Genomic DNA, 24,505 nt, shown 5'->3' with positions numbered 1-24,505 from the left:
TAGACGCTGTTGCAGCCGGATGGAACCGCGATCAGACCGCGCGTGCGAACGTCGGCGGCTGGATGCCCGTGGGCGAATAGAGCCCCCGGTTCTGCCAGTCCGGCACAAAGGCGTTGCTTACGCCGAGCACGGTTTCGGCCGCGCCCAGCACGAGCTTGCCGTCCGGGCTCAGCTGCCGGTGGATGCGCGTGAGAACGTCCTGCTTGCAGGCGTGCGCGAAGTACATGAGCACGTTGCGGCACAGGATGATGTCGAACGGCGCACCGAGCGTCCATGGGCCGAGCAGGTTGAGCGTCTGAAAGCGCACCTTGGCGCGAATTTCCGGGCTCACCGCCCAATGTTCGCCGCTCTTTTCGAAATGCGCCATCAGGCGGTGAATGCTGAGCCCCCGCTGCACCTCGAACTGGGAATAGAGCCCGCTTCGCGCCCGCGTGATCGCGCGGCGGGAGATATCGGTGCCGACGATGTCGATCGTCCACCCCGCCCAGCTTGCGCTGTCCTCTGCGAAAAGCATGGCGATCGAATAGGGCTCCTGCCCCGTCGAAGCCGCCGCGCTCCAGATGCGGATACGGCGAGACGCGGCACGCGCGGTGCGCAGCTGCGGCAGTATGCGCTCCTTCAGCATGTCGAACGGCTGGATATCGCGAAAGAAGAACGTCTCATTGTTCAGCATCGCCTCAACGAGATCGGTCGCCAGTGCCTCCCCGATCCCGGTGCGCGCCAGATGCTTCAGAAAGTCGGACACGCTCACGAAGCCGTGCCCGCGCGCCAGCGGCCCCAGCCGCGATTCGACGAGGTAGATCTTGTTCCGTGCCAGCTCGATACCTGCACGGGCCCGAAGCAGCGACGAGAGACAGTCGAATCCGGCGTCGGGCGCCATTATCGTCCTGCCTCCAGCAGGCAGCCGATCGCCGATGCAAGCCCGCTCACAGGCAGCATTTCGGCGGCAAGGCCCGCTTTCACAACCGCACCCGGCATCCCCCAGACGATCGAGCTCGCCTGATCCTGCGCGAGCATGGTCCCGCCCGCGGCAACCACAGCGCGCGCGCCGTCGAGGCCGTCCGATCCCATGCCGGTCAGCATCACGCCGAGCGTGGCGGCGCCCCACACGGCTGCAGCCGTGCGCAGCATCGGATTGACCGATGGGCGGCAGAAATTCTCCGGCTCGGCGTCCGTAAGGCGCAGCTGCACAACGCCGTCCGCGCGAACGACCTCCATGTGCCGCCCGCCTGGCGCCACGTAGACGACGCCGGGCAGCACGGACATCCGGTCCGCCGCCTCGAACGCCTGCACGCCGCCGCGCCGCGCCATGTGCTCGGCAAGGATGGCTGTGAACATCGGCGGCATGTGCTGTGTCACGATAATGGGTACGCGCACGGGCTTCGGCAGCTGCTCGATCAGCTCGAACAGGGCATTGGGACCGCCCGTCGATGCGCCGATGGCAACAACCTGCGGCACAGCGCGAGAGGGCTCCGCCCGGGCGTAGGGCGGCGGCGCGGCGGCGGGAACGCGGCGCGGCGCGGCCTTCGGCCGTTCGATCTCGCCGAGCGCGCGTACCTTGCGCACGAACTCGCTGCGAAACGCGGGTCCGGCCGCCGTCGCCCATCCGCTGCGCGGCTTCGCGATCGCGTCGGTCGCACCAAGGTTCAGCGCATCGAACGTCACGCGCGCACCGCGCGTTGTCAGTGTGGACGCCATCAGGATGCGCGCGCCCGGCGCGGCTTCCACGAGCCGCGGCAGCGCCGCGATCCCGTCCATCCCGGGCATTTCGACATCAAGCACGATCACGTCGACCCGATGCGCCTTTGCCGCCGCGATCGCGTCCGCGCCGTTCGCGGCGGTGGCAACCACACGGATGACGGGATCGTCGTGGAGCCACTGCGCCATCAGCGCGCGGCTCACGCCGGAATCATCAACGAGAAGGACCCGGATCGAGGCCGCAGCCGGGGGCGATGTCGGTGCGGTTGGAGCGGACGCCGTGTTCATGGCTCGGAACCCCGAGCGCCTAGAGCGCGCCGACCTGTGCGAGCTTCGCTTCGATCACGTCCCGGTCGAAGGGCTTCATGATATATTCGTCCGCGCCCGCGTCGATCGCGGCGCGGATGTGCGCCATATCGTTTTCGGTGGTGCAGAAGACGACCAGAGGCCGTTTGCCTTCCTGTTCGGCACGCAGCGCCGAAAGAAACTCCATCCCGCTCATCACCGGCATGTTCCAGTCGAGCAGGATCACGTCTGGCATTGCCTGACGGCACTGTTCGAGCGCATCGCGCCCGTCCGCCGCTTCTTCAGTCGCAAAGCTCAGATCCTCAAGGATGCGACGCGCAACCTTGCGGATCACCTTGGAGTCGTCGACGATGAGGCACGATTTCATCACAGGCTCTCGCACAGAGGATTGGGCCAATTGTTTCATGACGTGAAAGTCTTGCATTCGCGTTAAGCAGCGACCGCAAGGTCGGCATCCATGATGGCTCGCACGCTGGCGAGAACCATCAGAACATCCAGTTTCAAAATGCCCTCCGAAACCTGCTGCCATCGGCGGTCGAGCGTCGGCGGATTGGGCTCGATCTGTTCGGGATCGACATCGATCACATCGCCGACGTCGTCCACGATCAGGCCATAGGGCTCGCCCTGGAACTCAACGACGACGCACATCGATCCGGCACGGTCCTGCCGGGGCGAAAGGCCGAAGCGCGCCCGAAGGTCGATCGCCGTAACGATGCGGCCGCGCAGGTTCATCACACCGGCGATCCAGCGCGGCGCCAGCGGCACCGGGCTCACCGCACCGAGGCGTATCACGTCCTGCACCTGTGCGACATCGATGCCGAGCAGCTGCCCGCCGAGCACGACGGTAACGAGCTTTGCCGGGATCATGCAGCTTCTCCCTTGAGCTGGCGGGCGACCGCATCGAGCAGCCGCGAACGGTCGAACTTGGCGACATACTGGTCGAAGCCGGCAGCCTCGCCCTGCCGGACATGCTCGTCGCCCGCGAGCGAGGAGAGCGCGACCAGCGGCGTCTCGCGCCAGCGCTCGTCGCCGCGCACGGCGCGGGCGAAGTCGACCCCCGAAAGGCCGGGCATTTCAATGTCGGAAAGGATGAGATCGAAGTATTCGCCGGACTCGCGGAGTGCCAGCGCCTCATCCGCGCTCGCCGCGGTCATCGCCCGGTATCCCGCGGATGCGAGCAGCGGTTTCAGCATGTTGCGGAAAAAGGCGCTGTCGTCGACGATCAGCACACGGCGCGCACCTTCGTCGTCCGCCGGGGCGGCAGCACTGCCCGCCTGCGAAAGATAATGCGCGACATCCAGGATTTCCGTCGCCCGGCCCGCGATAACCGCGGTGCCGATGCGCGATGGAAGGTCGCTTGTCATGCAGATGTCGATATGCGCGTCGACGATATCCAGAACCTCGTCGACCATCAGCGCAACAATGGCGCCCCTGTCGTCGAAGATGAGCGCAGGCTGGCGAGCCCCCACGCGCGGCGTCAGGGGGTCGTCAACCGCAAGCAGAGGCACCAGCGCATCGCGGTATTGCACGACCGGGCGGCCCTCGCTCCATTCGACAGCGGCGGCCTCGAATTCCTCGAGCCGCGCGACGAGGGACAGCGGGACGGCCTTGGGATGCGCGCTGCCCGCGCGGAACAGCAGCATCGCGTCGGTTTCCTGGGTCGCCTCGCGCACCGGCACTTCCAGCGTGTCGGCCGCATCACTTTCTCCAGCAATTCCAAGACTCTCTGCAATTCCGTTCGCATCGAGGATCATGATCACGGCGCCATCGCCCAGAATCGCGTTCCCAGAATAGACGTTCAGCGTCTTCAGGATCGGCGCCACCGGCTTCACCACGACTTCCTCGGTATCGAAGATATTGTCGACGATCAGCCCGAAGCTGATGTTCCCGGCGCGCGCGATCAGCACGTAATCGCCCCCGCTCCGACCATTGCCGATGCCGAGCAGCGTGCTGAGGTGGATCAGCGGCAGCAGACGGCCGCGCAGGCGCATCACCGCGGCGTTGTTCACGTATTCGACGACGTGCTCGTTGTTCGCGCCCACACGGAGCAGTTCGACAACCGTCATTTGCGGCATCGCGAAGCGCTGGCCGCCCGACGCCACGATCAGCGCGGGCAGGATCGCGAGCGTCAGCGGGATGCGGATGGTGAACTCAGTGCCTTTGCCCGGCGTCGATTCAATGTCGATCGCCCCGCCGATCTTTTCGATGTTCGCCCGCACAACATCCATCCCGACGCCGCGCCCGGATACGGAGGTCACCTGCTCGGCAGTCGAAAGCCCCGGATGAAACACCAGCCGCTGCGCCTGCAGCGCCGAAAGATGCACCGCGTCGGCTTCATTCACCAGGCGCAGCGCCACGGCCTTCGCCTTCAGCCGCGCCACATCGATGCCGCGTCCGTCGTCGGCGAGCGTGATGACGATGTGTCCGCCTTCCTGCACCGCCTTCAGCACGATGCGGCCGCGCGCGGCCTTGCCTGCCGCCTTGCGCTCCTCGGCCGCCTCGATGCCGTGGTCGGCCGCGTTCCGCACCATGTGCGCAAGCGGGTCCTTGATGAGTTCAAGCAGTTGGCGGTCGAGTTCGGTTTCGCCGCCCTGCATCTCGAGTTCGATCGGTTTGTCGAGTTCGACCGAAAGGCTCCGCACCAGCCGGGGCAGTGCGCTCCACGCATTGCTGATCGGCTGCATGCGCGTGCGCATCACGCTTTCCTGCAGTTCGCCGACCTGCGCCGACAGCCGCTGCAGCGGCACGGCAAGCCGGTCGTCCTTCAACGTCCGCAGGTGCTGCAGCAGTTCGTTGCGCGTCAGCACCAGCTCCGAAACCGTCGTCATAAGCTGTTCGAGCAGCGCGACCGACACGCGGATCGACTGGATACCCCGGCCCGCTCCCGCCTCCACGGCATTCACCGTCTCGGGCACGATCTCCACTTTCGGCACTTCGGGGGCTGCGATCGCGGCATTCAGGCGCGCGATCTGGTCCTCGTCGTCTCCGGCCGGTTCCTTGCCCGACGCCTCGAGCGCCGCGAGAATCACCTTGATGCCGTCGATCGCGGACAGCGTCTCGCTCACCACGGCCGGGGTCACTTGCGCCTGCCCGTCGCGGACCTTGCCGAGCACGGTTTCAGCGGCATGGGCCAGCCGCTCTAGGCGCGGCAAATTCAGAAAGCCGCACGTACCCTTGATGGTGTGCACCAGCCTGAAGATGTTGTTGAGCACGTCGCGGTTGCCGGGATCACGCTCGAACAGCACGATCTCATTGTCCACGGTTTGCAGATTTTCGGCGGTTTCAGCCAGAAAATCGCCAAGCAACTCGTCCATGTTCCATCCCGGTCTATGCGCGCCGCGCCACCTTGACCGGAAGTGGTTAATGCCGCGCTAAACGGCGAGACGCGTCCCGAAAACGAGAACGCCTTCGTCAGGCTCGGAAATCTGGAGGCTGCTGCCGGTTTCCGTGAGCAGCAGATGGACGAGATAGGCCGCAGCCGCCCGCGGTGTGAGCTGCGCGACAGGGGTTTCGCCGCTGAGCGCAGCGCGCAGTTCGGGATCGAGCAGCATCCGCGGGCCTTCCGCGCGCACCGCAAGCTCCACGCCTTCGCCCGTCTGCTCTGCCGCGACCCGAAGCTCGCCGCCGCGCAGCAGCGCATCCCCGGCGATCATCGCGAGGTTGAGCAGCAGCTTCACCGCGTCCTTGGGCAGCGCCGGGTTGCCGATCATCCACTGCACCGCCACGCGGCGTTCCGCGCCGAACAGCCCTTCCAGGGCCGCCTGCGCCTCGCGCGTGTCGACCTGATCACCGAAGCCGCCCGCGGCGCCAAAGGCGAGCCGGAAGAATTTCAGCTTGTTCGCGGTCTGCCGCGCGCTGTCGGAAAGCAGCTCCATGCAGCGCGCACGCATTTCGGGATCGTGCTCGTCGACCAGCAGTTCGACGCCGTTGTAAAGCGCGCCCACGGGCCCGACGAGATCGTGGCAAAGCCGGGAGCACAACAGGCTCGCAAAATCGGCCGAATTCATGTTTTTTGCCGCTCCCTCCGGGGTCTTTCTTCCCGCCTAATCGGTCGCAGCCCCCCGCGCAAGCGCTCAAAGCGCGGCGGATTCGTCCGAAGAGGCTTCGATAATTCGCACGCCCATCGCCGATGTGCGGCCGTCCGCAAGTTGTGTCAGTTCGAATTCGACAAGCTGGCCATCCTCAAGCGAGGTGATGTTCGATTGATGCAGAGCCGAAACATGTACGAATACATCGCGCGTGCCGACATCAGGCCGGATGAAACCAAAGCCTTTCTTGCGATTGAACCATTTGACTTCCCCGCGCGCCAACGCCTGCCCCTCAGATTATTTCAATGCCCACCGCTTCGAACCGCCCGTGTATGGGGCCGTTTGCGACGACACGGTAGGCTTTTTCGCCGTCCTGACCAAGGATGAGCCAAACCCACCCCGCATCGAGCGCGCGTTCGGCGTCGAGACGCGATGGAACCGCGGGCGCTGACGGATGCGAATGATAGCACCCCAGGATCGCCGGGCCGCCGCTCCGCGCGCCGCGGTGGGCACTGAAAAGCGCGGCGGGATCGATCTCGAAATGCCGCACGCGTTCGTCCGCCACGTTCCTGGCCGCAAGGCTGCTATCGACCGTGCCGCCTGCCCCCAGCAGCAGCCCGCAGGCTTCTTCGGGTGCGCGCGCGGTGCAGTCGGCGCGAATTTCCGCAAGCGTCCGCCTTGCAATTCGAAGCATCATGCCAACATCGCTATCCAATGAGCGGGGGCAAGTCGAACATAAGCGTCATTCTTCCGGCCGAGGCTGCCGGGCAGCGGCTCGACCGCGCGCTCGCCGATGCCCTGCCCAGCCTTTCGCGCGAGCGGCTGAAGGCGCTGATGCTGGAAGGCGCGGTCACGCTCGCGGGCAAGCGCCCCACGCCCTCGCTTAAGGTCGTCGGCGGCGAAGAGGTGAGCGTCTCGGTTCCCGAAGCCGCCCCCGCCACCGCGGAGGCCCAGCAGATCCCGCTCAGCATCGTCTACGAAGACGCCGACCTCCTCGTCGTCGACAAGCCCGCGGGCCTCGTCGTCCACCCGGCTGCCGGCAACCCGGACGGCACGCTCGTGAACGCCCTCCTCCACCACTGCGCCGGCGGACTCTCCGGTATCGGCGGCGTCGCGCGCCCCGGCATCGTCCACCGCATAGACAAAGACACCTCCGGGCTGCTCGTCGTGGCCAAAACAGACCTCGCCCACGAGGGGCTCGCCAAACAGTTCGCCACGCACAGTATCGGTCGTCGCTATCTCGCCGTCGTCGCCGGTCGACCCTCGCCCCCCGCCGGTCGAATAGAAGGTGCCATCGGCCGTCACCCGGTGCACCGGAAAAAGATGGACATCGTTTCTCCCGGCAAGGGCAAGCACGCGGTCACCCACTACCGCACGCTCCAGCCGCTGAAGGACGCCGCGCTCGTCGAATGCAGGCTCGAAACAGGCCGCACGCACCAGGTTCGCGTTCATATGGCGTCAAGCGGACATGCGTTATTGGGGGACCCACTTTATGGGCGCACACGCGCAAGTCACCGCGATCTCCTTAAATCGCTCGGTTTCGGCAGGCAGGCCCTCCATGCCCGGTCGCTGCAATTTGTGCATCCGCGCACCCAAGAAAATCTCACTTTCGAAAGCCCCGTCCCGTCTGATATTCAGGAACTCATAGAGGCGCTTGCCGTTTGAATTCCGCGCGCCACCCAAAAAATCCTTATCCAAGCGAAAGTCGCAACCATGGCCGAAGCCAAAGTCCCCGCCACAATTCCCGCCCTCGGCGGCGAAGCGTCGCTGAACCGCTATCTCTCGGAAATCCGCAAGTTTCCGATCCTTGCGCCTGAGGAAGAGTTCATGCTGGCGAAGCGCTGGCGCGAGCATCAGGATACCGAGGCAGCGCACCGGCTGGTGACGAGCCACCTCCGTCTCGTTTCCAAGATCGCCATGGGCTATCGCGGCTACGGTCTGCCGGTCAGCGAGCTGATCGCAGAGGGCAACATCGGCCTCATGCAGGGCGTGAAGAAGTTCGAGCCGGACAAAGGCTTCCGTCTCGCGACCTATGCGATGTGGTGGATCAGGGCCTCCATTCAGGAGTTCATCCTGCGCTCGTGGAGCCTCGTGAAGATCGGCACCACGGCGGCGCAGAAGAAGCTGTTTTTCAACCTCCGGCGCATGAAGAGCCAGATCGGCGCGCTCGAGGAAGGCGACCTGAAGCCGGAAGTGGTCGAAAAAATCGCACACGACCTCAACGTGACGGCTGACGAGGTCATCTCGATGAATCGCCGCATGTCGATGGGCGGCGATGCCAGCCTGAATGCGCCGCTTCGCGCCGACACCGAAGGCGATAGCCAGTGGCAGGACTGGCTGACCGACGAAGGTCCGATTCAGGACGAGATCGTTGCCGAGCGCGAGGAAAGCAGCCTGCGCGCCGCGCTGCTCGCAGAGGCTATGGCCGTGCTCAACGAGCGCGAGCGTCACATCCTCACCGAGCGCCGGCTCGCCGAGGAGCCGAAAACGCTCGAAGAACTCAGCCAGGAATACGACATCAGCCGCGAGCGCGTGCGGCAGATCGAGGTGCGCGCCTTCGAAAAGCTGCAAAAGGCAATCCGGAAGCTCGCTTCGGACCGCCATCTGCTCGAAGACGCGTAAACGCTATTCAGGCTGGCTGGAATCCTTGATTACGGTCAGCGTTTTGCCTGTCTTCGACTTCACGATGGGGTCGTCCGTTCCGTAAATCGTCGTGCCGGGTACCAAAACCGAACGCACGTCGAGGCGGAACTGGCGCGGCATGCCGATGCTGGCGAACTGTGCACGATCGAACGGCGCGCCGCTCACATCGCCTGATCCCGGAAGTTCGATGTATTGCCAGCGTTCGATGCCGTTTTCCACGGCGGCGAGCGTGATGGCGTGCGTACCGATCGCGCCTTCGGGGAAGCGCACCTTCGATCGGCCGATTTCCTTGCCGTTCCGCAGCACCACGATCTGGCTGTCTGCGCGGCTGACGAGGATGGTCACGGGACCTTCAGGCGATTTTTCAGGCTGCCAGCGGTATCGCATGTCCTCAAGATCGGTCGAAGCCGTCGGGTCAATGGGCAGGAACATGCCCGCATCGCGGATGTAGGTCGTGTCCGTCTTGTCGTCGGCGATGATGACAGTCATGCCGAGGCTGGTCGCGCCGTAGAGCTTCTGGGCAAATGCCATCGGCATGCGGATGCAGCCGTGCGAAGCCGGATAGCCCGGCAGGTTTCCGGCATGGAGCGCTATCCCGTCCCAGGTCAGCCGCTGCATGTAAGGCATGGGCGCACTGTTATAGAGGTTGGAGTAATGCTCCTTCTTCTTCTGAAGGATCGTGAAGATGCCTGTGGGCGTCGCCTTGCCCTTCTTGCCGGTGGAAACCGTGGTGACGCCGATCCGCACGCCGTTCCGGTAGAGCTGTGCCCGCTGCGTCGAAAGGTTGACGATCAGCATGGAAGGGCCTTCCGGCGCCACGGCATCGTACCACACCCACTCGCCCGGCTTCAGCGCCTCCACGGGCGTCGAGATCGGCATCGACTCCTTCGCGCCCTGCGCTGCCGCGGGCACCGCAAGGACGAGAGCAAGTGCCGTGAGCAACGGATAACGCATCAAATTCTCCCGAATCTCTCAGCGCACCGTTGCAGCACAAATGCTCCGCACGCTAGAGACGATCCGTGGCTAGAGGGGCAAGACGGGGCAAATCATCGTGGGTGGTCCGGTTCATCGTCCGGCCGCTGCTCATATTGATTGCCTTCACCCTTCTGTGGGTGCTGCTCTACCGCTTCGTACCCGTGCCGTTCACCGTGCCGATGGCGAAGGACTTCATCGCCGGTAAGGACGTGAGGCGCGACTGGACGTCGTTTTCGAACATCGATCCCGATCTCCCGCGCGCCGTCATCGCAGGCGAAGACGGCAAGTTCTGCTCGCACTTCGGCTTTGATACCGAGGCGATCAGCAAGGCGATGGAGGCGAACGCCGAAGGGCGGAAGCTGCGCGGCGGCTCCACGGTCAGCCAGCAGGTCGCGAAGAACGCCTTCCTGTGGCCGGGCCGTTCCTGGTTGCGCAAGGGACTGGAGGCCTATTTCACCGTCCTCATCGAGTTGATGTGGGACAAGAAGCGGATCATGGAAGTCTATCTGAACGTTGCCGAATTCGGCATCGGCGTTTATGGCGCCGAAGCGGCAGCGCAACACTATTTCGACAAGAGCGCAAAGTCGCTGACACGTCGCGAGGCCGCGCGGCTCGTCGCCGTGCTCCCCTCGCCCATCAAGCGCGACGCCCGCAACCCGCGCGGCTACACGGCCCGCTACGCGAAGCGCATCGAGCGGTGGACGCGGGTCGTGGACAATGAGGGTTTTGACGCCTGTCTGGGCCTTTAGGCGCGCCTGAGCAGCTTGCCGAGGAACGTCCCATCCGCCAGAATCTCGCGCGCCGCATTGTGTCCCGGCGCGCCGGTTACGCCGCCGCCTGGATGCGTGCCCGCACCGCACATGTAGAGGCCCTTTAGCGGTCCCCTGTACGCGCCATGCCCGAGCATCGGCCGCGCGGACCAGAGTTGGTCGAGCGACATGTGGCCGTGCATGATGTCCCCGCCGATAAGGCCGAACTTGCGTTCGAGATCGAGCGGCGAATGGATCTGCCGCGCGATCACCGAGGCCTTGAAGCCCGGCGCATACGCCTCGACCGTGTCGATGATCACGTCCGCCGCGGTTTCGCGCTCGTCGTCCCAGCTTCTTCCATCCGGAAGCTCGGGCGCGAACTGCTGGCAGAACAGGCTCGCCACGTGTTGACCCGGGGGGGCGAGACTGTCGTCGACGATCGAAGGGATGAGCATTTCCACGATGGGCCGCTTCGACATGCCGTATTGCTTCGCATCGAGGAAAGCGCGGTCCATGTAATCCAGCGTCGGCGCGATGATGATGCCGCTCTGCAGATGCTCACCCGGCTCGGGTAGACTCGAAAAGCGCGGCAGTTCCGATAGCGCCACGTTCATGCGGAACGTTCCCGATCCCGCCTTGAAGGCGCGGATGCGGCGTGCGAAGTCCGCCGGAAGGTCCGCCGCGTCGATCATGCGATCGTAAAGGAGCTTTGGCCCGACGTTGGCGATCACGCGCTCCGCCGCGACCTCCTCGCCACCGACAAGGCGCACGCCGACAGCCTTGCCGCCGTCCACCAGCACCTTTTCGACCGGGCTTTCCAGGCTGATCTCGACGCCGAGGTCGCGGCAGACCTTCGCCATGATCTCGGTGATCTTGCCCATGCCGCCGATGCTGTGGCCCCATGCGCCCTTCTTGCCGTTCACCTCGCCGAACACGTGATGGAGCAGCACATAGGCAGAACCCGGCGTGTCGGGGCTCGCGTAATTGCCGACCACCGCGTCGAAGCCGAACGCTGCCTTCACCGCTTCGCTCTCGAACCAGCTGTCGAGGAAGGTGCGCGCCGATTTCACGAACAGGTCGAGCACGTCGCGCTGCTTCTCGATGGGCAATCCGGCAAGGCGGCGCCCCTGCCGCGCGGCATCGACCAGCGTCTTCACGCCGTCGCCGACGTTGGGCGGCGCCTTGAGCGACAAGTCGCGCAGCACGTCGGCCACCGTTTCCAGCGCGTCGTAATATTGCGGCAGCACGTCTGCGTCGCGGTTCGAAAACTTGCAGAACTCGGCCTGCGTGCGCTCCAGCCCGCCGCCCAGCATCAGATAGCGGCCATCGTCCTGCGGCAGGAAGTTGGAAACCGGCCGCTCGATCACGCGGTAACCGTGGTCCGCAAGCCGCATGTCGGCGATCACCTTGGGATTAAGCAGGCTCACCGTGTAGCTCGCCACCGAATTGCGGAAGCCCGGGTGGAACTCCTCGGTAACGGCGGCACCGCCGATCACATCGCGGCGTTCGAGCATACGCACCTTCAGGCCCGCCCGCGCGAGATAGAAGGCGCAAACAAGGCCGTTGTGGCCGCCGCCGATAATCACGGCGTCATAGCGTTTGGTCATGACAGCACCCCTGTATTTTTTTGTTTCTTTTGTGTTTTCAGTTCGCAGCGTGCGGGCGCCGGCTCCACCCCGGCGGTGGTGAACGGTGCTGGCGCGCTTCCGGGATCAGGGCGCGGATCTTGCGGCAGAAGTTGCGGAGCGCGACCTCCGTCTCCGCGAGCGGCCCGACCCTGAAGCTCTCCGATGCCATGCCATCCTGCACGCGGCTGATCAGCCAGGTGTCCTCGGCATTCACCTGCCGGTTGATACGCCAATTGAGATAGCGCGCAGCCTTCATTTCGCGGCGGTCATCCGGCACGGCATAGCTGATCTCGCGGATCAGTGTTTCGGTCGGGGACACCGGCAGCCACTGCATGAAATCGACCTGATCGGGATAGATGTCGAAGGCGACGTTCGGCCACAGCTTGAAATAGGTCCACAGTTTCTGCCGCTCCTCCGGCAGGTACGGCACATGCGGCAAATACTTCTGATACGCCTGCTCGGACGGGTTGTTGGAAAGCCGATCGCGGATCGGCCCCCACATCTTGTCGACGTTCTCCTGCGCCTCCACGCCGTAGCCGCTCCCCATCAGGCGCGTGAGGCCCGGGTGCGCGACGGGGATGTGCAGCCCGTCCGAATAATTGTCGCCCACGTTCTTCCAGTTCACGTGGCGCGGCCGCAACGTGACGCGACCGAATGCGCGCAGATCTTCGAAGCGGTACGGCTCCACCTCGTGGTCGTAGGGCGCGATCATCTCGGCCACGGAGGGCCCGCCATCGTTTTCCAGACGGACGAAGATGAACCCGCGCCAGACGTCGAGGTCAACGGGCACGAGGCCGTGCTTCGATTGGTCGAGCCCCGGATAGCTCTGTTTCAGCGGCACGCCGACGAGCTTGCCTTCAAGATCGAACGACCAGGCGTGATACGGGCAGGTCAGCTTCTTGGCGACCGCGCAGCCCGAAGGCCCGTCGACGAGCCGCGCCCCGCGGTGACGACAGACATTGGTGAAAGCGCGGACGTCACCGTCCTGCCCGCGCACCACGATGATACTTTCGCCGAGATATTCGAGCGTGTGGTAGTCGCCGACATTCGGCACGTCGCTCTGGTGGCACACCACCTGCCACGACGGTCGGATAACACGCCGCATCTCAGCCGCGAAGAACTCCGGGTCCGAATAGGTCCACGCCGGCAGGCTCCATCCCGCGTCGGGATCCGCCTGGATCGTCGCTGTCGCCTTGGTCGCCATCCACCCTCCACTTTATATTAGACAAGTGTATAACAGAAAGCCCTGCTTCACAAGTCCTTTCAGAGCGGCTGGGCGAGCGGCATCCGCCGGCGCAGCGCTGTTAGAAGCACAAGCGTTTGCACTGCGTAGAGCCCCGCAAGCCACAGCGGCAGACCGCGGGTTGACGTCTCCATCAACGCTGCCGCCACGGGAGGCCCCACCATCGCGCCGACGGCATAAGCGAAGACGAGCCCGCTGCCGATTTCCACGCGCTCCTCCCGGCTGACGCTATCGTTACCGAGCGCGACGAGAAGGCCATAGAGTGGCAGCAGGCAGCCGCCGATTACAAAGCCCCCGGCCAGCGCAACGACGAATCCCGGCCGCGCTGGAAGCCCAAGCGCGCAGCCCGCAATCACCGTACCGACCGCGCCGATCAGGATCGCACGCCGCCGGTCGATGCGGTCGGAGAGCCAGCCGAGCGGCCATTGCGCGAACGCCGCGCCGAGCAGCACCGCCGTCATGAAGGTCGAGACCTCGGCGACGCTCATCCCGATCGCGCGCGCATAGACCGGCCCCAGCGCGTAGAGCGAGGCCTCCCCCAGCCCGTAGAGGGCGCAGCCTGCCATCGCGACGGGCGCAGCGCGGATCATGCGCAGCGGCCGTAGTCTGCCGGCGGCGGGGAGCGCAATGCCGACTGGAATGTTCAACCGCATGATCGCGGCCAGCGCCACCACCGCCGAAGCCACGACGAACGGCGCCCAGCCGCTCACGCCGAGCAGTCCGACGACGAACTGGCCGGTGATGAGCGCCGCCTTGCTCGCGATCATGTAGAGCGAGAGCAGCCGCCCCCGCCCGGCGTTGTCGACCTCGGCGTTCAAGCCGGCTTCGGCGAGGATGTAGAGCAGCGCGAAGCCCGTGCCCGAGACGAAGCGGAGCGCGGCCCATGCCGCGGGTTCAGGGAACAGCGGCAGCACGATGATGCCGCCGAGCGCGAGGAGCGCGGCGACGGCGAACGCGCGTCCGCTGCCCAGTCGCTGCACCAGCGGCGGGGCGAGCCAGGGGCCGATGAGGAAGCCGACGTAATAGATGCCGGCGATCCAGCCGATATGGTGGGGGGTGAAGCCGAGGCCGGTTGCGTACAAGGGGACGAGCGTCGTCATCACGCCGATGGCGATGAGGGCGAGCGATATGCTTGCGATGAGTCCCCCGATGATCATCGGCGAATTCCTATTTGACGCGTGTATAGTAGTCCAGCAGGATACACGAGGACAGGGAGGGACGGATGACGATTCTACAGCGTATGTCCTGCGCACTGATCGCAGCCGGTGTGATCGCCACCTCGGCCTTCGCGGAAACCTCCTATGTGCGCGCCGGGCGGATGATCGACACCGAAACCGGCAAGGTCCTCACCGACCGGCTGATCCGCATCGAGGACGGGCGCATTGTGGCCGTCACGCCCTATGCGCCCCCCGCCGACGGCAAGGTGCTCGACTGGTCCGGCTTCACCGTCCTCCCCGGTCTGATCGACATGCACACGCACCTCTCCGATTGGGGCCAGACCAGCAATGTCGCCGAGCCCCTCCTCCATTCGGCGGAGGACATCGCCCTCGTCGGCGCGAAGAACGCGCGGGACACGCTGAACGCCGGCTTCACGAGCGTGCGTGACGTCGGCACGTTCCGCGCGTTCGGCGACGTGTCGCTGAGGAATGCGATCGAGGCGGGTTACATCGAAGGCCCGCGCATGGTGGTCGCGGGCGCTTATATCACCGTTCCCGGCGGCGGCGGCGAAGTGACAGGTATGGCGCCCGACGTGCAGATCCCGGAGATCATGCGCATGGGCGTCGCCGCGGGGCCGGACGAGGTGAAATCGAAATCACGGATGCTCTTCCAGCGCGGCGCCGACTCCCTGAAGCTGATCGCGACGGGCGCCGTACTCGCGGCAGGCACGGAACCGGGCGCGCCGGAGATGACCGAGGCAGAGGTCCGCGCAGCCGTTGAAGAAGCCGCCCGCTACAAGAGCTATGCCACCGCGCACGCACACGGCGCCGAGGGCATCAAGATTGCGCTCAATGGCGGCGTCCGCTCGATCGAGCACGCTTCGCTGATCGACGACGAGGCCATCCAGCTTGCGAAGAAGAAAGGCGCGTGGCTGGTGATGGACGTCTACAACGGCGATTTCATCGACGAGATGGGCAAGGCCGAGCACTGGCCCGAAGAGATCATGCGCAAGAATTTCGAGACGACCGACGCGCAGCGCGTCGGTTTCCGCAAGGCCGTCGCGGCGGGCGTGAAGATCGCCTTCGGCACGGATGCGGGCGTCTTCCCGCACGGGCTGAATGCGCGCCAGTTCAAATATATGGTCCGCTACGGCATGACGCCGATGCAAGCCATCCAGTCCGCGACCACGAGCGCGGCGGCGCTGATGGGCAAGTCGGCGGACGTGGGCGTCATCGCGCCGGGGCGCTATGCCGATCTGGTCGCCGTCGCCGCCGATCCTCTGGCAGATATCAGCGCGCTTGAACGCATCGACCACGTGATGAAGGGCGGCAAGCTGATCCGCTGAGGCGCGCAACCTTCCCCGTCCTGCTGCGTTCGATGAATGAGCGGGTTTGACACGGAGGGTTTCATGGAAGACCGCAAATCGAACCTGAAGCTGGAAGGTGAAGGCAGCTACGAAGGCGCGCGCAAATTTCAGGACGCGCAGCACGACTTCGCCAAATCCGGGAAAGTAGACGCCAAGGCGCGCGAGGCGGCGAAGGCCGTGGACGGTGCCGAGGCCGCCGAACTCGAAGCTGCACGCCGTGCGGCTGCCCAGGGCAAAAGCGCCTGAACAACAGGAGATTCACAATGGAATATGGACTTATCGGCCTTGTCATTCTGGCGCTCGACATCTGGGCGCTGTTGAGCGTCTGGAACAGCGGTGCGACAACCGGCGCTAAAATCGCGTGGACGATAGGGATTATCATATTCCCGCTGATCGGCCTGCTCGTCTGGTTCTTCGCGGGACCGCGTGGAAACCGCGCCACCGCGCTCTAGTTGAAGTCCCGGCCCAGCGTTTCTCGCATCTCCGGGCCGACGATGGCCATGTGGCCGTAGTGCGGATGATCGATCCCGAAGATCACCGTACCGCGGCCACTGCGCCATTCGGCGATCTGATCTTCGGTGAAGGGGAAATGCAGGAAGTGCACGGAGGAGGCCTTGCCATCCTCCCGGCTGCGTTCGACGTCGCCTTCGGCCACGGCCGCGATCCGCGTTTCACCGAGGTGCAGGTAGATGTGATCCTCGACCCCTGCGAGACGCCCGAGGATGGAGGCGCGCAGCTTGGGGTCGTCGATTTCGAACATCAGGGTCGTGGTAAGTTCGCGGCCGTTCGGAATCATCGGATTGTAGGCGGCAAGCTCGTCCGGAATCTGCTCAGCGCCGCCCCGCTCGATATAGAGCATTTCATGAATTTGCAGCCACATGCTGTCATATGACTCGAAGAAAACAGTGACATGCGGGCCAACCGACAGGCGGCGCTTTTTCTTCGCTTCCACCTGCCCCAGCCGCAGCGCCTTCCGCTGCTCGCCGTAGGCGCGCATGTCCATGATGTCGGCGGTTTCGATGGCTCGGGCTTCGCGGGACATAGGCTTTCTCGCTTCTATAAACCGTAGGCTTTCGCCAGCAGCTCGATGGGGTGAGGCACCTGCTCGGGGATCGCGTTCCCGCCCTCGCGCTCCATCACCTGTTTGAGGTGCGGCCCGGCAAGCGGACATTCCGAAACCATGAAGGCGGCGTTCGTCTTCAGCATCGCGCGCGCCGCCGGTTTGCCGACCTTCAGCGCGGTCGCGAAATTCTCCTTGAACATGCCCCACTTGCCGCCGTGACCCGAGCAGCGCTCGACCACGCCGACCTTCGCGTCCGGGATCAGACGCAGCATCTCGGCGCCCTTCTGCCCCATGTTCTGCGCGCGGCTGTGGCAGGGCAGATGGATCGCGATGTCGCCGCCAAGCGGTTGCATTCCGGGCGCGAGCCCTTCCTTTTTCGCGATATCGACCACGTACTCCGTTATGTCGAATGTCGCCTTGGCGAGCTTCGCCACCAGCGGATCGTTCGGCAGGATCAGCGGCCATTCGAACTTCAGCATCAGCGCGCATGACGGCGTCACCGCCACGATGTCGAAGCCTTCATCGATGAGCGGCGCGAAGGCCGCCGCGACCGTCCGCGCCTGCTCGGCGACTGCCGCAAGGTCTCCGTTCTCCAGCTTGGGCATACCGCAGCAGCCTGGATAGACGATCCGTGTTTCGACGCCGTTCGCCTTCAGCACCTTCACCGCCGCCTCACCCGGGCCCGGCATGTTCCAGTTCGCAAAACACGTCGCGTAGAGCGCCGCCTTGCGCCCTGCGGCAGGGGCGGCAGCATCGGCATCGATGCGATCGAGATCGTCCCGACGATCGAGCGGTGTATCCGCGAAAGGCGGCAGCCAAGCTTCCCTGTCGATCCCCGCCGTCTTTTCCATCACGGTGCGCGTGAGGCCATTTCCAATATCCGTCGCCCAGTTGGCGATTGGCGACAGGAAGGACGCCAGCTTGCCGTTGCGGTCCGTCTTCGCGAGCTCGACATCGGCAAGGTGCGTCTTTCCCTTGTGATGTTCGACGGCGCGCGCGCGGAGCATCAGGTGCGGCACGTCCAGCGCCCATTCGTGCGGCGGCACGTAGGGACACTTCGTCATGAAGCACATGTCGCAGAGCGTGCAGGCATCCACGACAGGTTTGTAATCGGTCTTCGGATCGAGGCCGTCGATCTCGCCGCTCGGCGATTCATCGATCAGATCGAACAGGGTTGGAAAGCTGTCGCAGAGGTTGAAGCAGCGGCGGCAGCCATGACAGATGTCAAAGACGCGCGTCAGCTCGGCTTCAAGCATCGCCTCGTCATGGAAATCCGGGCTTTCCCAATCGATCGGATGGCGCGTCGGCGCCTCCAGACTGCCTTCACGCATCAGTTTCCCCCAACGACTCTGATATCACGAGGATAGATCCGTTTCTGAAAGCGCCCAGTCGGACGCACGGCGCGAATTCCCACATGAAACGCATGTCCGCTTGTCCCTCTAAGCGGCAATGGGGACCTGACGCCATGCGCCCGAACGGACGCTCTCAGTCCTGTCTTCACGGAGGCTGCGGGAGGGGCGGTTCCGGGCCTGCGGCCCCGCCCCTCGCCTCCGACAGCGGACACGCTTGCCGCTCTTGCCTTCTCAGGCGTCGAGCGTGTCGAGCGTCTTCTGAAACTTGCCGGCGTGGCTCTTTTCAGCCTTCGCGAGCGTCTCGAACCAGTCGGCGATTTCGTCGAAGCCCTCATCGCGCGCGGTGCGCGCCATGCCCGGGTACATATCGGTATATTCGTGCGTCTCGCCCGCAATCGCCGACTTCAGATTGTCGGACGTCGTGCCGATGGCGAGGCCCGTGGCAGGGTCACCCACCTCTTCGAGATATTCGAGGTGACCGTGCGCATGGCCTGTTTCGCCTTCCGCGGTCGAGCGGAACACCGCGGCGACATCGTTGTAGCCTTCTACGTCAGCCTTTTGTGCGAAATACAAATAGCGGCGGTTCGCCTGGCTCTCACCCGCGAAAGCAGCCTTCAGATTGTCTTCGGTCTTCGTGCCCTTCAGCCCCATGATCCCTCTCCTTCCCAAGCCTGTGCGATACACGCGAAAAGCCGGCCAAATCTCTCACGCGGGCCTGACTTCATCGTCGACGGTATCTGTGGCGGCGGGCAAGCTCCAACGCATTTTCTGCGTCAGCCTGATCGACCTGTTCGATGAAAAAGGCGCGATTAATCAAGGTAATGCAAGTCAATTGCAGCAATTCAGCAACGCCCGCAATATGCAATATGGCGTGCAAAAAAGCTTCATATCAATCGCATAGCACCGTCATACGCCGCGCCTAGGGCTCCCGCCGCCAACCGCGTTTTACCGCACCTATTGGGGGATTTCATGCGTTCGACCTGCGCCGTGTTGCTGGCCGCCAGCAGTCTTTTCGTGCTTTCCAATTCCGCCCTCGCCCAAAACGGCGAGGCCGCCGCCGAGACCGCTGCACTCGATGAAGAAATCGTCGTGTTCGGCTCCGGCCAAACCCGGCAGGTACAGGAACTCGATGCCGCCGACATCGCACTGCTCGCGCCCGGCACGAGCCCGCTCAAATCGATCGAGAAGCTGCCTTCGGTGAACTTCCAGTCGGCGGACGCCTTCGGCGCCTATGAATGGTCGCAGCGCCTTTCGATCCGCGGCTTCAACCAGAACCAGCTCGGCTTCACGCTCGATGGCATTCCGCTTGGCGATCACAGCTACGGCAACGTCAACGGCCTGCACGTCAACCGCGCGATCAGCCCCGAAAACCTCGGCCTCACCCGCGTTTCGCAGGGGTCGGGCGGGCTCGGCACGCAGGCGACCAACAATCTTGGCGGCACGGTCGAGTTCTTCTCGCGCGCGCCCGCGCCTGATTTCGGCATGGATGTTTCGGGAAGCTACGGCACCGAAAACACCATCCGCGCCTTCGCCCGCCTCGAAAGCGGCGAGATCGGCGGCGCCGAAGGCACGGGCGCATACATCTCCTACGGCTATCTCGGCATGGACAAGTGGAAGGGCGTGGGCAAGCAGCGCCATCACATGCTGAACGCCAAGGCCGTCGCCGCACTCGGTGACGCGCGCGTCACCGCGACGCTCAGCGTCTCCGACCGCCGCGAGAACGACTATCAGGACATGTCGAGCACGATGATCGATCGCCTCGGCTATGACTGGGACAACATCTCGGGCGACTACCGCCTCGCGGTCCGCGTTGCCGATGCCTATTGGGCCGAGCAGCCTCTGCCCGCACCGTTCGCGACCATCGACGACGCCTATTTCAACGCAGCCGGTCTGCGGAAAGATTACCTCGCCGCCGTCGGCGTGGAAGCCCCGGTCAGCGAGGCGGTGACAGTCGCGCTCAAAGGTTATTGGCACAACAACGAAGGCCAGGGCCTCTGGTATACGCCTTATGTGCAGACACCGGGCGGTGCGCCGCTTTCGATCCGCACCACCGAATACGACATCGACCGAAAGGGTCTGTTCGGCAGCATCACCGGGGAAATCGGCTTCAACGAAATCACCGTGGGTGGCTGGTACGAGAAGAACGACTTCCAGCAGGCGCGGCGCTTCTACGGCCTCACCGATCGCCTGAGCCCGTCACGGAATTCGCTCAAGTTCCAGAAGGATCCGTTCTTCACGCAGTGGGAATCCGATTTCGACACCGAGACGATGCAGTATCACGTTGAAGACCGCATCACGCTCGGCGCCGCGACGATCACGCTCGGCTGGAAGGGCTTCAAAGTCACCAACGAAGCGACGCCGATCGTCGCCAGCGCCTTCGCGCAGGGCAAGATCAAGGCTGAAGACTGGTTCCAGCCGCACGCCGGTTTCGCCTATGAAATCAACGACTACGTCGAAATGTTCGGCGGCTTCACGCAGGTCGCGCGCGCCTTCACCGCTTCCTCCACCGGCGGCCCCTTCGGCACCACGCAGGCTGGCTTCGACGCCATCAAGGGCAATCTTAAGCCTGAAGAATCAGATACTTACGAAGCCGGCATCCGCTTCCGCGGCGGCAGCTTCAACGGTGTCGTGGGCGGCTACTATGTAAACTTCCGCAACCGCCTCCTCGGCTTCTCCACCGGCGCCGGCATCATCGGCAACCCCGCCGTCCTCCAGAACGTCGGCTCGGTCCGCTCCTACGGTCTCGAAGCCGCGGGCGAAGTGAAGCTGGGCGCAGGCTTCAAGGTCTTCGCCTCTTACAGCTACAACGACTCCACCTATCGCGACGATGTCGTGGACGCCGCCGGAACGCTGATCGCGGCGACCGACGGGAAAACCACGGTCGACTCACCCAAGCATCTCGCTAAGGGCGAACTCAGCTACGATGGAGAGCTGTTCTTCGGACGCATCGGCGTGAACTACATGTCCAAGCGCTACTACAGCTACGAGAATGACGCCTCGGTCGGCGGCCGCGCGATCGTCGACGCCAGCATCGGCTGGCGCATCGCGGAAGGCTATGAGCTGCAGGTGAGCGCCGTCAATCTTCTCGACAAGAAGTACGTGTCGACCGTGGGCACAAACGGCTTCAGCAACCGCGGCGACTCGCAGACGCTGATGATCGGCGCGCCGCGCCAGGTGTTCGCGACGCTGAAAGCCGCGTTCTAATGGCAGGCGTCAGCCGCCGCGAGGTGATGGCGGGGGGTGCGGCGCTTGCCGCGCTCCCCACCACCGCCCTCGCCGGCGAAACCGCGCTCAGCCGCATCGCGTTCGGCTCGTGCGCGCATCAGGACAAGCCACAGCCGATCTGGGACCGGGTCGACGCGTTCGACCCGCAGTTGTTCCTCTTCCTCGGCGACAATATCTACGGCGACACGCGCGACATGGACGTGCTGCGCGCCAAATACGCAAAGCTTGCCGCCAAGCCCGGCTTCCAGCGCCTGCGCCGCAAGACGCCCTGCCTCGCGATCTGGGACGATCACGACTACGGCGAGAACGATGCCGGGCGCGAGTATCCGATGAAGCAGGAATCGAAGGACATCTTCCTCGATTTCTGGATGGAGCCGAAGGCGAGCCCGCGCCGCAGCCGGGCGGGCAACTACACGAGCACGATCATCGGCCCCGAAGGCCGGCGCGTGCAGATCATCATGCCCGACAACCGCTGGTTCCGCTCCGGCCTCATCGGTATCACCGAGGAGCCGAAGGATCGCGGGCCCTATCTGGTGAACAGCGACCCCGCCGCGACCATGCTCGGCGCGGAGCAGTGGGAATGGCTGGAGGCGGAGTTCAAGCAGCCCGCCGACCTGCGCATCTTCGCGTCCTCGACCCAGGTTCTGGCCGATGCGCCCGGCTATGAAGCGTGGATCAACTACCAGGCCGATCATCAGCGCCTGCTCGATCTCATCGACTTCGCCGACGTGAACGGCCTCATCATGATCTCGGGCGATACGCATTACGCCGAGCTCTCGCGGCTCGCCGAGGGCGTACCGTATCCACTCTATGATCTCACGTCGTCGGGCCTCACCGAAGTCTGGCCGTTCCTCGGCCCGAACCGGCTACGCGTCGGCGAGGGGTTCATGGGCCAGAACTATGGCCGCATCCTCATCGACTGGGAACAGCGCGATCCGGAAATCCGGCTTGAGGTGGAAAGTGTCGAAGGTGGGATCGTACTCGCGCAAACGGTGCGGCTTTCCGCCCTACAGGCCTGACCCTCAATCTCCCGCGCCGATGAAGACCAGACGAATGAACGTGCGATAGAGCAGAATCTGCTCGGACAGGAGGCGCGGCTGATCCAGCACGCGCGACAGGATGATGCCGCCATCCGCCAGTGCCGAGAGCATATCGGCAAGGTTTGAAAGGTTGACGTCGGCGCGCGGCGGATATCGCTCGGCGATCCCGACGAACTTGGAGCACAGAATGCTGCGCTGCTGCGGGCACTCCCTGCTCTCACCGTACTCGGGGGCTGTTGCGGCACCGACCACCGTCATGTCGGCGCCATGTGCGCCCACGCACTCGCGGTGTGATCGGACGCGGGACGGACGAATCACTTTCGGTGGGAAACCGATTTCCACTTTTCCGCACGCTGCTCGGGATACCAAAGCTAACGCGCTGCAGCACCATCGGATAAAGCCGTTGCCTTCCAGGCAGCCTCCGCGCGTTTCACAGTACAATAGTCTTCGCTTGCGGTCTCGATCGGACGGAGCGCCTCGAACTTCACGAGCAGGGCGGCGCGCAGGCGCTCGATCTCATCTTCAAGCCGCGCAAGCTCCCGCGCGAGGCGGATCATTTCGGATCGGCGCGTGGCCGCATCGGAGCTGACATCGAACGCGAAATCCGCCGCTCGCACCTGCCGCTCCCGGCGCAGCGTCGCATCGGCATCGACAATCGCCGCAGCGAAAACTGAAAGCTGCGCTTCGGCAGCGACGAGCGCATGGCGGATCTCGTCCAGTTCCTTGCGCCGCAGCCTGCGGTCATCGTCATACGGCGTCTTCACAGCACGGCCCCACGCAGGTCAAAGCAGAGCAGGACCGCGTCTTCGAGAATCGATGGGCGTTTGCAGCGCATGCGTCCAGTGTGCCCGTGCGCGGTTAATGTCACCTTGCCGCGCGGATTCCATAACTGATTCAAAACGAAACAAACCGTGACTCAAGTGCCACAGCAACAATTCAAAGCGCAGTCCCGTTAACTTTTACGCGGCGTTAACCTTTGTAACCCATAACAGGCATGGTTAACGGATTGTACGCGGCAGGGCCGGGATTGGCAGCTTGCCGTTCGGGGACATGAAGAGGGCTACTCAATGCGGGTTCTGCTGATCGAAGATGACGCGACCACGGCGAAGAGCATCGACCTGATGCTTTCGAGCGAAGGCTTCAACGTCTATACTACTGATCTTGGCGAAGAAGGCCTCGATCTCGGCAAGTTGTACGACTATGACATCATTCTTCTCGACCTGAACCTGCCCGACATGCACGGCTATGACGTGCTGAAGAAGCTGCGGCTTGCGAAGGTCGGCACGCCGATCCTCATCCTTTCCGGCCAGAACGAGATGGAATCGAAGGTTCGCGGCCTCGGCTTCGGCGCTGACGATTACGTGACGAAGCCCTTCCACAAGGAAGAGCTGGTGGCGCGCATCCACGCCGTCGTCCGCCGCTCGAAGGGCCATTCGCAGTCGGTGATCAAGACCGGCAAGCTCGGCGTGAACCTCGACACCAAGACAGTCGACGTCGATGGCGCCCGCGTGCACCTGACCGGCAAGGAATACGCTATGCTGGAGCTGCTCTCGCTTCGCAAAGGCACCACGCTCACCAAGGAAATGTTCCTGAACCACCTTTACGGCGGCATGGACGAACCGGAACTCAAGATCATCGACGTGTTCATCTGCAAGCTGCGCAAGAAGCTCTCGGCAGCGTGCGGCGGCGAGAACTACATCGAAACGGTGTGGGGCCGCGGCTATGTGCTGCGCGATCCGGAAACCGGATCGGCCTCAGCGAGCGAAGTCGCCGCCGCCTGATCGCAGACACCTTATCGTTCTGAAAGGGCGGCCCGTTTCGGGCCGCTCTTTTCGTTTGCGCGCGAGCGATGCTTGCCGTCACCAGCCGTAATACGGCTCACCCCCGTCATCATCCGCAGCCAGGCAACCGCAGGGGTATGGGACGAACTGAAGAAGCGGCGCACGACACATCGCTAGCCGATGGCGCGATTGATGCGGGGCGTGTGTTCCTTTCGACACGACAGGCCGTGAAGGCCAAAGAAAGCGCCGT

27 protein-coding genes are annotated in these 24,505 nt (G+C 64.2%); 10 read left to right on the top strand and 17 right to left on the bottom strand.

The window, feature by feature from the left end:
• Positions 1-31 precede the first annotated feature (31 nt).
• The 8 genes from DFR51_RS05235 to DFR51_RS05200 form a co-directional block, all read right to left on the bottom strand.
• Positions 32-880, bottom strand: a complete 849-nt coding sequence (locus DFR51_RS05235; protein WP_121047937.1) for a CheR family methyltransferase — start codon at positions 878-880, stop codon at positions 32-34.
• Positions 880-1,986 carry a chemotaxis-specific protein-glutamate methyltransferase CheB gene (cheB, locus tag DFR51_RS05230; RefSeq protein WP_121047936.1) on the bottom strand — a complete coding sequence of 369 codons (1,107 nt, stop codon included), beginning with the start codon at positions 1,984-1,986 and terminating at the stop codon, positions 880-882. The genes DFR51_RS05235 and cheB overlap by 1 nt, the downstream gene beginning before the upstream one ends.
• Positions 1,987-2,005: 19 nt before the next feature.
• Complete coding sequence (locus tag DFR51_RS05225) at positions 2,006-2,371, bottom strand: response regulator (protein ID WP_121047935.1); 366 nt, start codon at positions 2,369-2,371, stop codon at positions 2,006-2,008.
• A gap of 62 nt (positions 2,372-2,433) precedes the next feature.
• Positions 2,434-2,871, bottom strand: coding sequence for a chemotaxis protein CheW (locus DFR51_RS05220; protein ID WP_121047934.1), 438 nt, complete (start codon positions 2,869-2,871; stop codon positions 2,434-2,436).
• Entirely contained in the window at positions 2,868-5,318 is a 2,451-nt protein-coding gene (locus tag DFR51_RS05215; RefSeq protein WP_121047933.1) for a hybrid sensor histidine kinase/response regulator, read from the bottom strand. The genes DFR51_RS05220 and DFR51_RS05215 overlap by 4 nt, the downstream gene beginning before the upstream one ends.
• A 57-nt stretch (positions 5,319-5,375) precedes the next feature.
• Positions 5,376-6,011, bottom strand: coding sequence for a histidine phosphotransferase family protein (locus tag DFR51_RS05210; protein ID WP_121047932.1), 636 nt, complete (start codon positions 6,009-6,011; stop codon positions 5,376-5,378).
• Positions 6,012-6,077: 66 nt separating this feature from the next.
• Complete coding sequence (locus DFR51_RS05205) at positions 6,078-6,314, bottom strand: cold-shock protein (RefSeq protein WP_121047931.1); 237 nt, start codon at positions 6,312-6,314, stop codon at positions 6,078-6,080.
• Positions 6,315-6,324: 10 nt separating this feature from the next.
• Positions 6,325-6,729, bottom strand: coding sequence for a M67 family metallopeptidase (locus DFR51_RS05200; RefSeq protein WP_121047930.1), 405 nt, complete (start codon positions 6,727-6,729; stop codon positions 6,325-6,327).
• Positions 6,730-6,746: 17 nt separating this feature from the next.
• Here DFR51_RS05200 and DFR51_RS05195 point away from each other — a divergent pair, with 17 nt between their 5' ends.
• Both DFR51_RS05195 and rpoH read left to right on the top strand, forming a co-directional pair.
• Positions 6,747-7,697, top strand: a complete 951-nt coding sequence (locus DFR51_RS05195; RefSeq protein WP_121047929.1) for an RluA family pseudouridine synthase — start codon at positions 6,747-6,749, stop codon at positions 7,695-7,697.
• A 48-nt stretch (positions 7,698-7,745) separates the two neighbouring features.
• The gene (gene rpoH, locus DFR51_RS05190; protein WP_121047928.1) at positions 7,746-8,654 is read left to right on the top strand and encodes an RNA polymerase sigma factor RpoH; all 909 of its coding nucleotides are present in this window, start codon (positions 7,746-7,748) and stop codon (positions 8,652-8,654) included.
• A 3-nt stretch (positions 8,655-8,657) separates the two neighbouring features.
• On the opposite strand, the gene DFR51_RS05185 is transcribed toward rpoH, so the two are convergent.
• Positions 8,658-9,629: a L,D-transpeptidase gene (locus tag DFR51_RS05185; protein WP_121047927.1), complete on the bottom strand. Its 972-nt coding sequence runs from the start codon at positions 9,627-9,629 to the stop codon at positions 8,658-8,660.
• Between the two features lie 101 nt (positions 9,630-9,730).
• Here DFR51_RS05185 and mtgA point away from each other — a divergent pair, with 101 nt between their 5' ends.
• Complete coding sequence (mtgA, locus tag DFR51_RS05180; protein WP_243445387.1) at positions 9,731-10,399, top strand: monofunctional biosynthetic peptidoglycan transglycosylase; 669 nt, start codon at positions 9,731-9,733, stop codon at positions 10,397-10,399.
• Here the strand turns inward: mtgA and DFR51_RS05175 are convergent.
• The 3 genes from DFR51_RS05175 to DFR51_RS05165 are packed head-to-tail and all read right to left on the bottom strand — an operon-like array spanning position 10,396 to position 14,427.
• Positions 10,396-12,006, bottom strand: coding sequence for a phytoene desaturase family protein (locus DFR51_RS05175; RefSeq protein WP_121047925.1), 1,611 nt, complete (start codon positions 12,004-12,006; stop codon positions 10,396-10,398). The genes mtgA and DFR51_RS05175 overlap by 4 nt on opposite strands.
• A 37-nt stretch (positions 12,007-12,043) precedes the next feature.
• Positions 12,044-13,231, bottom strand: a complete 1,188-nt coding sequence (locus DFR51_RS05170) for an aromatic ring-hydroxylating oxygenase subunit alpha (RefSeq protein WP_121047924.1) — start codon at positions 13,229-13,231, stop codon at positions 12,044-12,046.
• A gap of 59 nt (positions 13,232-13,290) precedes the next feature.
• Positions 13,291-14,427 (bottom strand): MFS transporter, encoded by a 1,137-nt coding sequence (locus DFR51_RS05165; RefSeq protein ID WP_121047923.1) that lies wholly within the window; start codon positions 14,425-14,427, stop codon positions 13,291-13,293.
• 65 nt (positions 14,428-14,492) lie between these two features.
• On the opposite strand from DFR51_RS05165, the gene DFR51_RS05160 reads away from it, so the two are divergent.
• From DFR51_RS05160 to DFR51_RS05150, 3 genes are all read left to right on the top strand, one after another.
• Positions 14,493-15,773 carry a Xaa-Pro dipeptidase gene (locus tag DFR51_RS05160; RefSeq protein WP_121047922.1) on the top strand — a complete coding sequence of 427 codons (1,281 nt, stop codon included), beginning with the start codon at positions 14,493-14,495 and terminating at the stop codon, positions 15,771-15,773.
• 63 nt (positions 15,774-15,836) lie between these two features.
• Complete coding sequence (locus DFR51_RS05155) at positions 15,837-16,040, top strand: hypothetical protein (RefSeq protein WP_126494709.1); 204 nt, start codon at positions 15,837-15,839, stop codon at positions 16,038-16,040.
• A gap of 17 nt (positions 16,041-16,057) precedes the next feature.
• A complete protein-coding gene (locus DFR51_RS05150) occupies positions 16,058-16,246 on the top strand; it encodes a PLD nuclease N-terminal domain-containing protein (protein WP_121047920.1) in 189 nt (62 codons plus the stop codon).
• On the opposite strand, the gene DFR51_RS05145 is transcribed toward DFR51_RS05150, so the two are convergent.
• From DFR51_RS05145 to DFR51_RS05135, 3 genes are all read right to left on the bottom strand, one after another.
• Positions 16,243-16,836 carry a DUF3501 family protein gene (locus DFR51_RS05145; protein WP_121047919.1) on the bottom strand — a complete coding sequence of 198 codons (594 nt, stop codon included), beginning with the start codon at positions 16,834-16,836 and terminating at the stop codon, positions 16,243-16,245. The two genes, DFR51_RS05150 and DFR51_RS05145, sit on opposite strands and share 4 nt — an antisense overlap.
• Positions 16,837-16,850: 14 nt before the next feature.
• On the bottom strand, positions 16,851-18,188 hold the full coding sequence (locus DFR51_RS05140; protein WP_121047918.1) for a (Fe-S)-binding protein: 1,338 nt from the start codon (positions 18,186-18,188) through the stop codon (positions 16,851-16,853).
• Positions 18,189-18,440: 252 nt separating this feature from the next.
• Positions 18,441-18,860 (bottom strand): rubrerythrin family protein, encoded by a 420-nt coding sequence (locus DFR51_RS05135; protein ID WP_121047917.1) that lies wholly within the window; start codon positions 18,858-18,860, stop codon positions 18,441-18,443.
• On the opposite strand from DFR51_RS05135, the gene DFR51_RS18715 reads away from it, so the two are divergent.
• The 3 genes from DFR51_RS18715 to DFR51_RS05125 all read left to right on the top strand — a co-directional run bounded on the left by DFR51_RS18715 (position 18,859) and on the right by DFR51_RS05125 (position 22,453).
• On the top strand, positions 18,859-19,110 hold the full coding sequence (locus DFR51_RS18715; protein ID WP_126494707.1) for a hypothetical protein: 252 nt from the start codon (positions 18,859-18,861) through the stop codon (positions 19,108-19,110). The genes DFR51_RS05135 and DFR51_RS18715 overlap by 2 nt on opposite strands.
• Positions 19,111-19,178: 68 nt before the next feature.
• Positions 19,179-21,413, top strand: a complete 2,235-nt coding sequence (locus DFR51_RS05130; protein ID WP_121047916.1) for a TonB-dependent receptor — start codon at positions 19,179-19,181, stop codon at positions 21,411-21,413.
• On the top strand, positions 21,413-22,453 hold the full coding sequence (locus DFR51_RS05125; protein ID WP_243445386.1) for an alkaline phosphatase D family protein: 1,041 nt from the start codon (positions 21,413-21,415) through the stop codon (positions 22,451-22,453). The genes DFR51_RS05130 and DFR51_RS05125 overlap by 1 nt, the downstream gene beginning before the upstream one ends.
• Positions 22,454-22,456: 3 nt before the next feature.
• Here the strand turns inward: DFR51_RS05125 and DFR51_RS18935 are convergent, their stop codons facing one another.
• A complete protein-coding gene (locus tag DFR51_RS18935) occupies positions 22,457-22,732 on the bottom strand; it encodes a hypothetical protein (protein ID WP_160119178.1) in 276 nt (91 codons plus the stop codon).
• A gap of 113 nt (positions 22,733-22,845) precedes the next feature.
• Complete coding sequence (locus DFR51_RS05115; RefSeq protein ID WP_121047915.1) at positions 22,846-23,238, bottom strand: hypothetical protein; 393 nt, start codon at positions 23,236-23,238, stop codon at positions 22,846-22,848.
• 303 nt (positions 23,239-23,541) lie between these two features.
• On the opposite strand from DFR51_RS05115, the gene ctrA reads away from it, so the two are divergent.
• Positions 23,542-24,255 carry a response regulator transcription factor CtrA gene (ctrA, locus tag DFR51_RS05110; RefSeq protein ID WP_121047914.1) on the top strand — a complete coding sequence of 238 codons (714 nt, stop codon included), beginning with the start codon at positions 23,542-23,544 and terminating at the stop codon, positions 24,253-24,255.
• The last annotated feature ends 250 nt before the right edge of the window (positions 24,256-24,505 follow it).

Source organism: Sphingosinicella microcystinivorans, assembly GCF_003634215.1.
GTDB classification, from domain to species: Bacteria; Pseudomonadota; Alphaproteobacteria; order Sphingomonadales; family Sphingomonadaceae; genus Sphingosinicella; species Sphingosinicella microcystinivorans.
The sequence above is the reverse complement of the archived record's forward strand: the minus strand, read 5'-3'. Positions and strand labels throughout refer to the sequence as shown.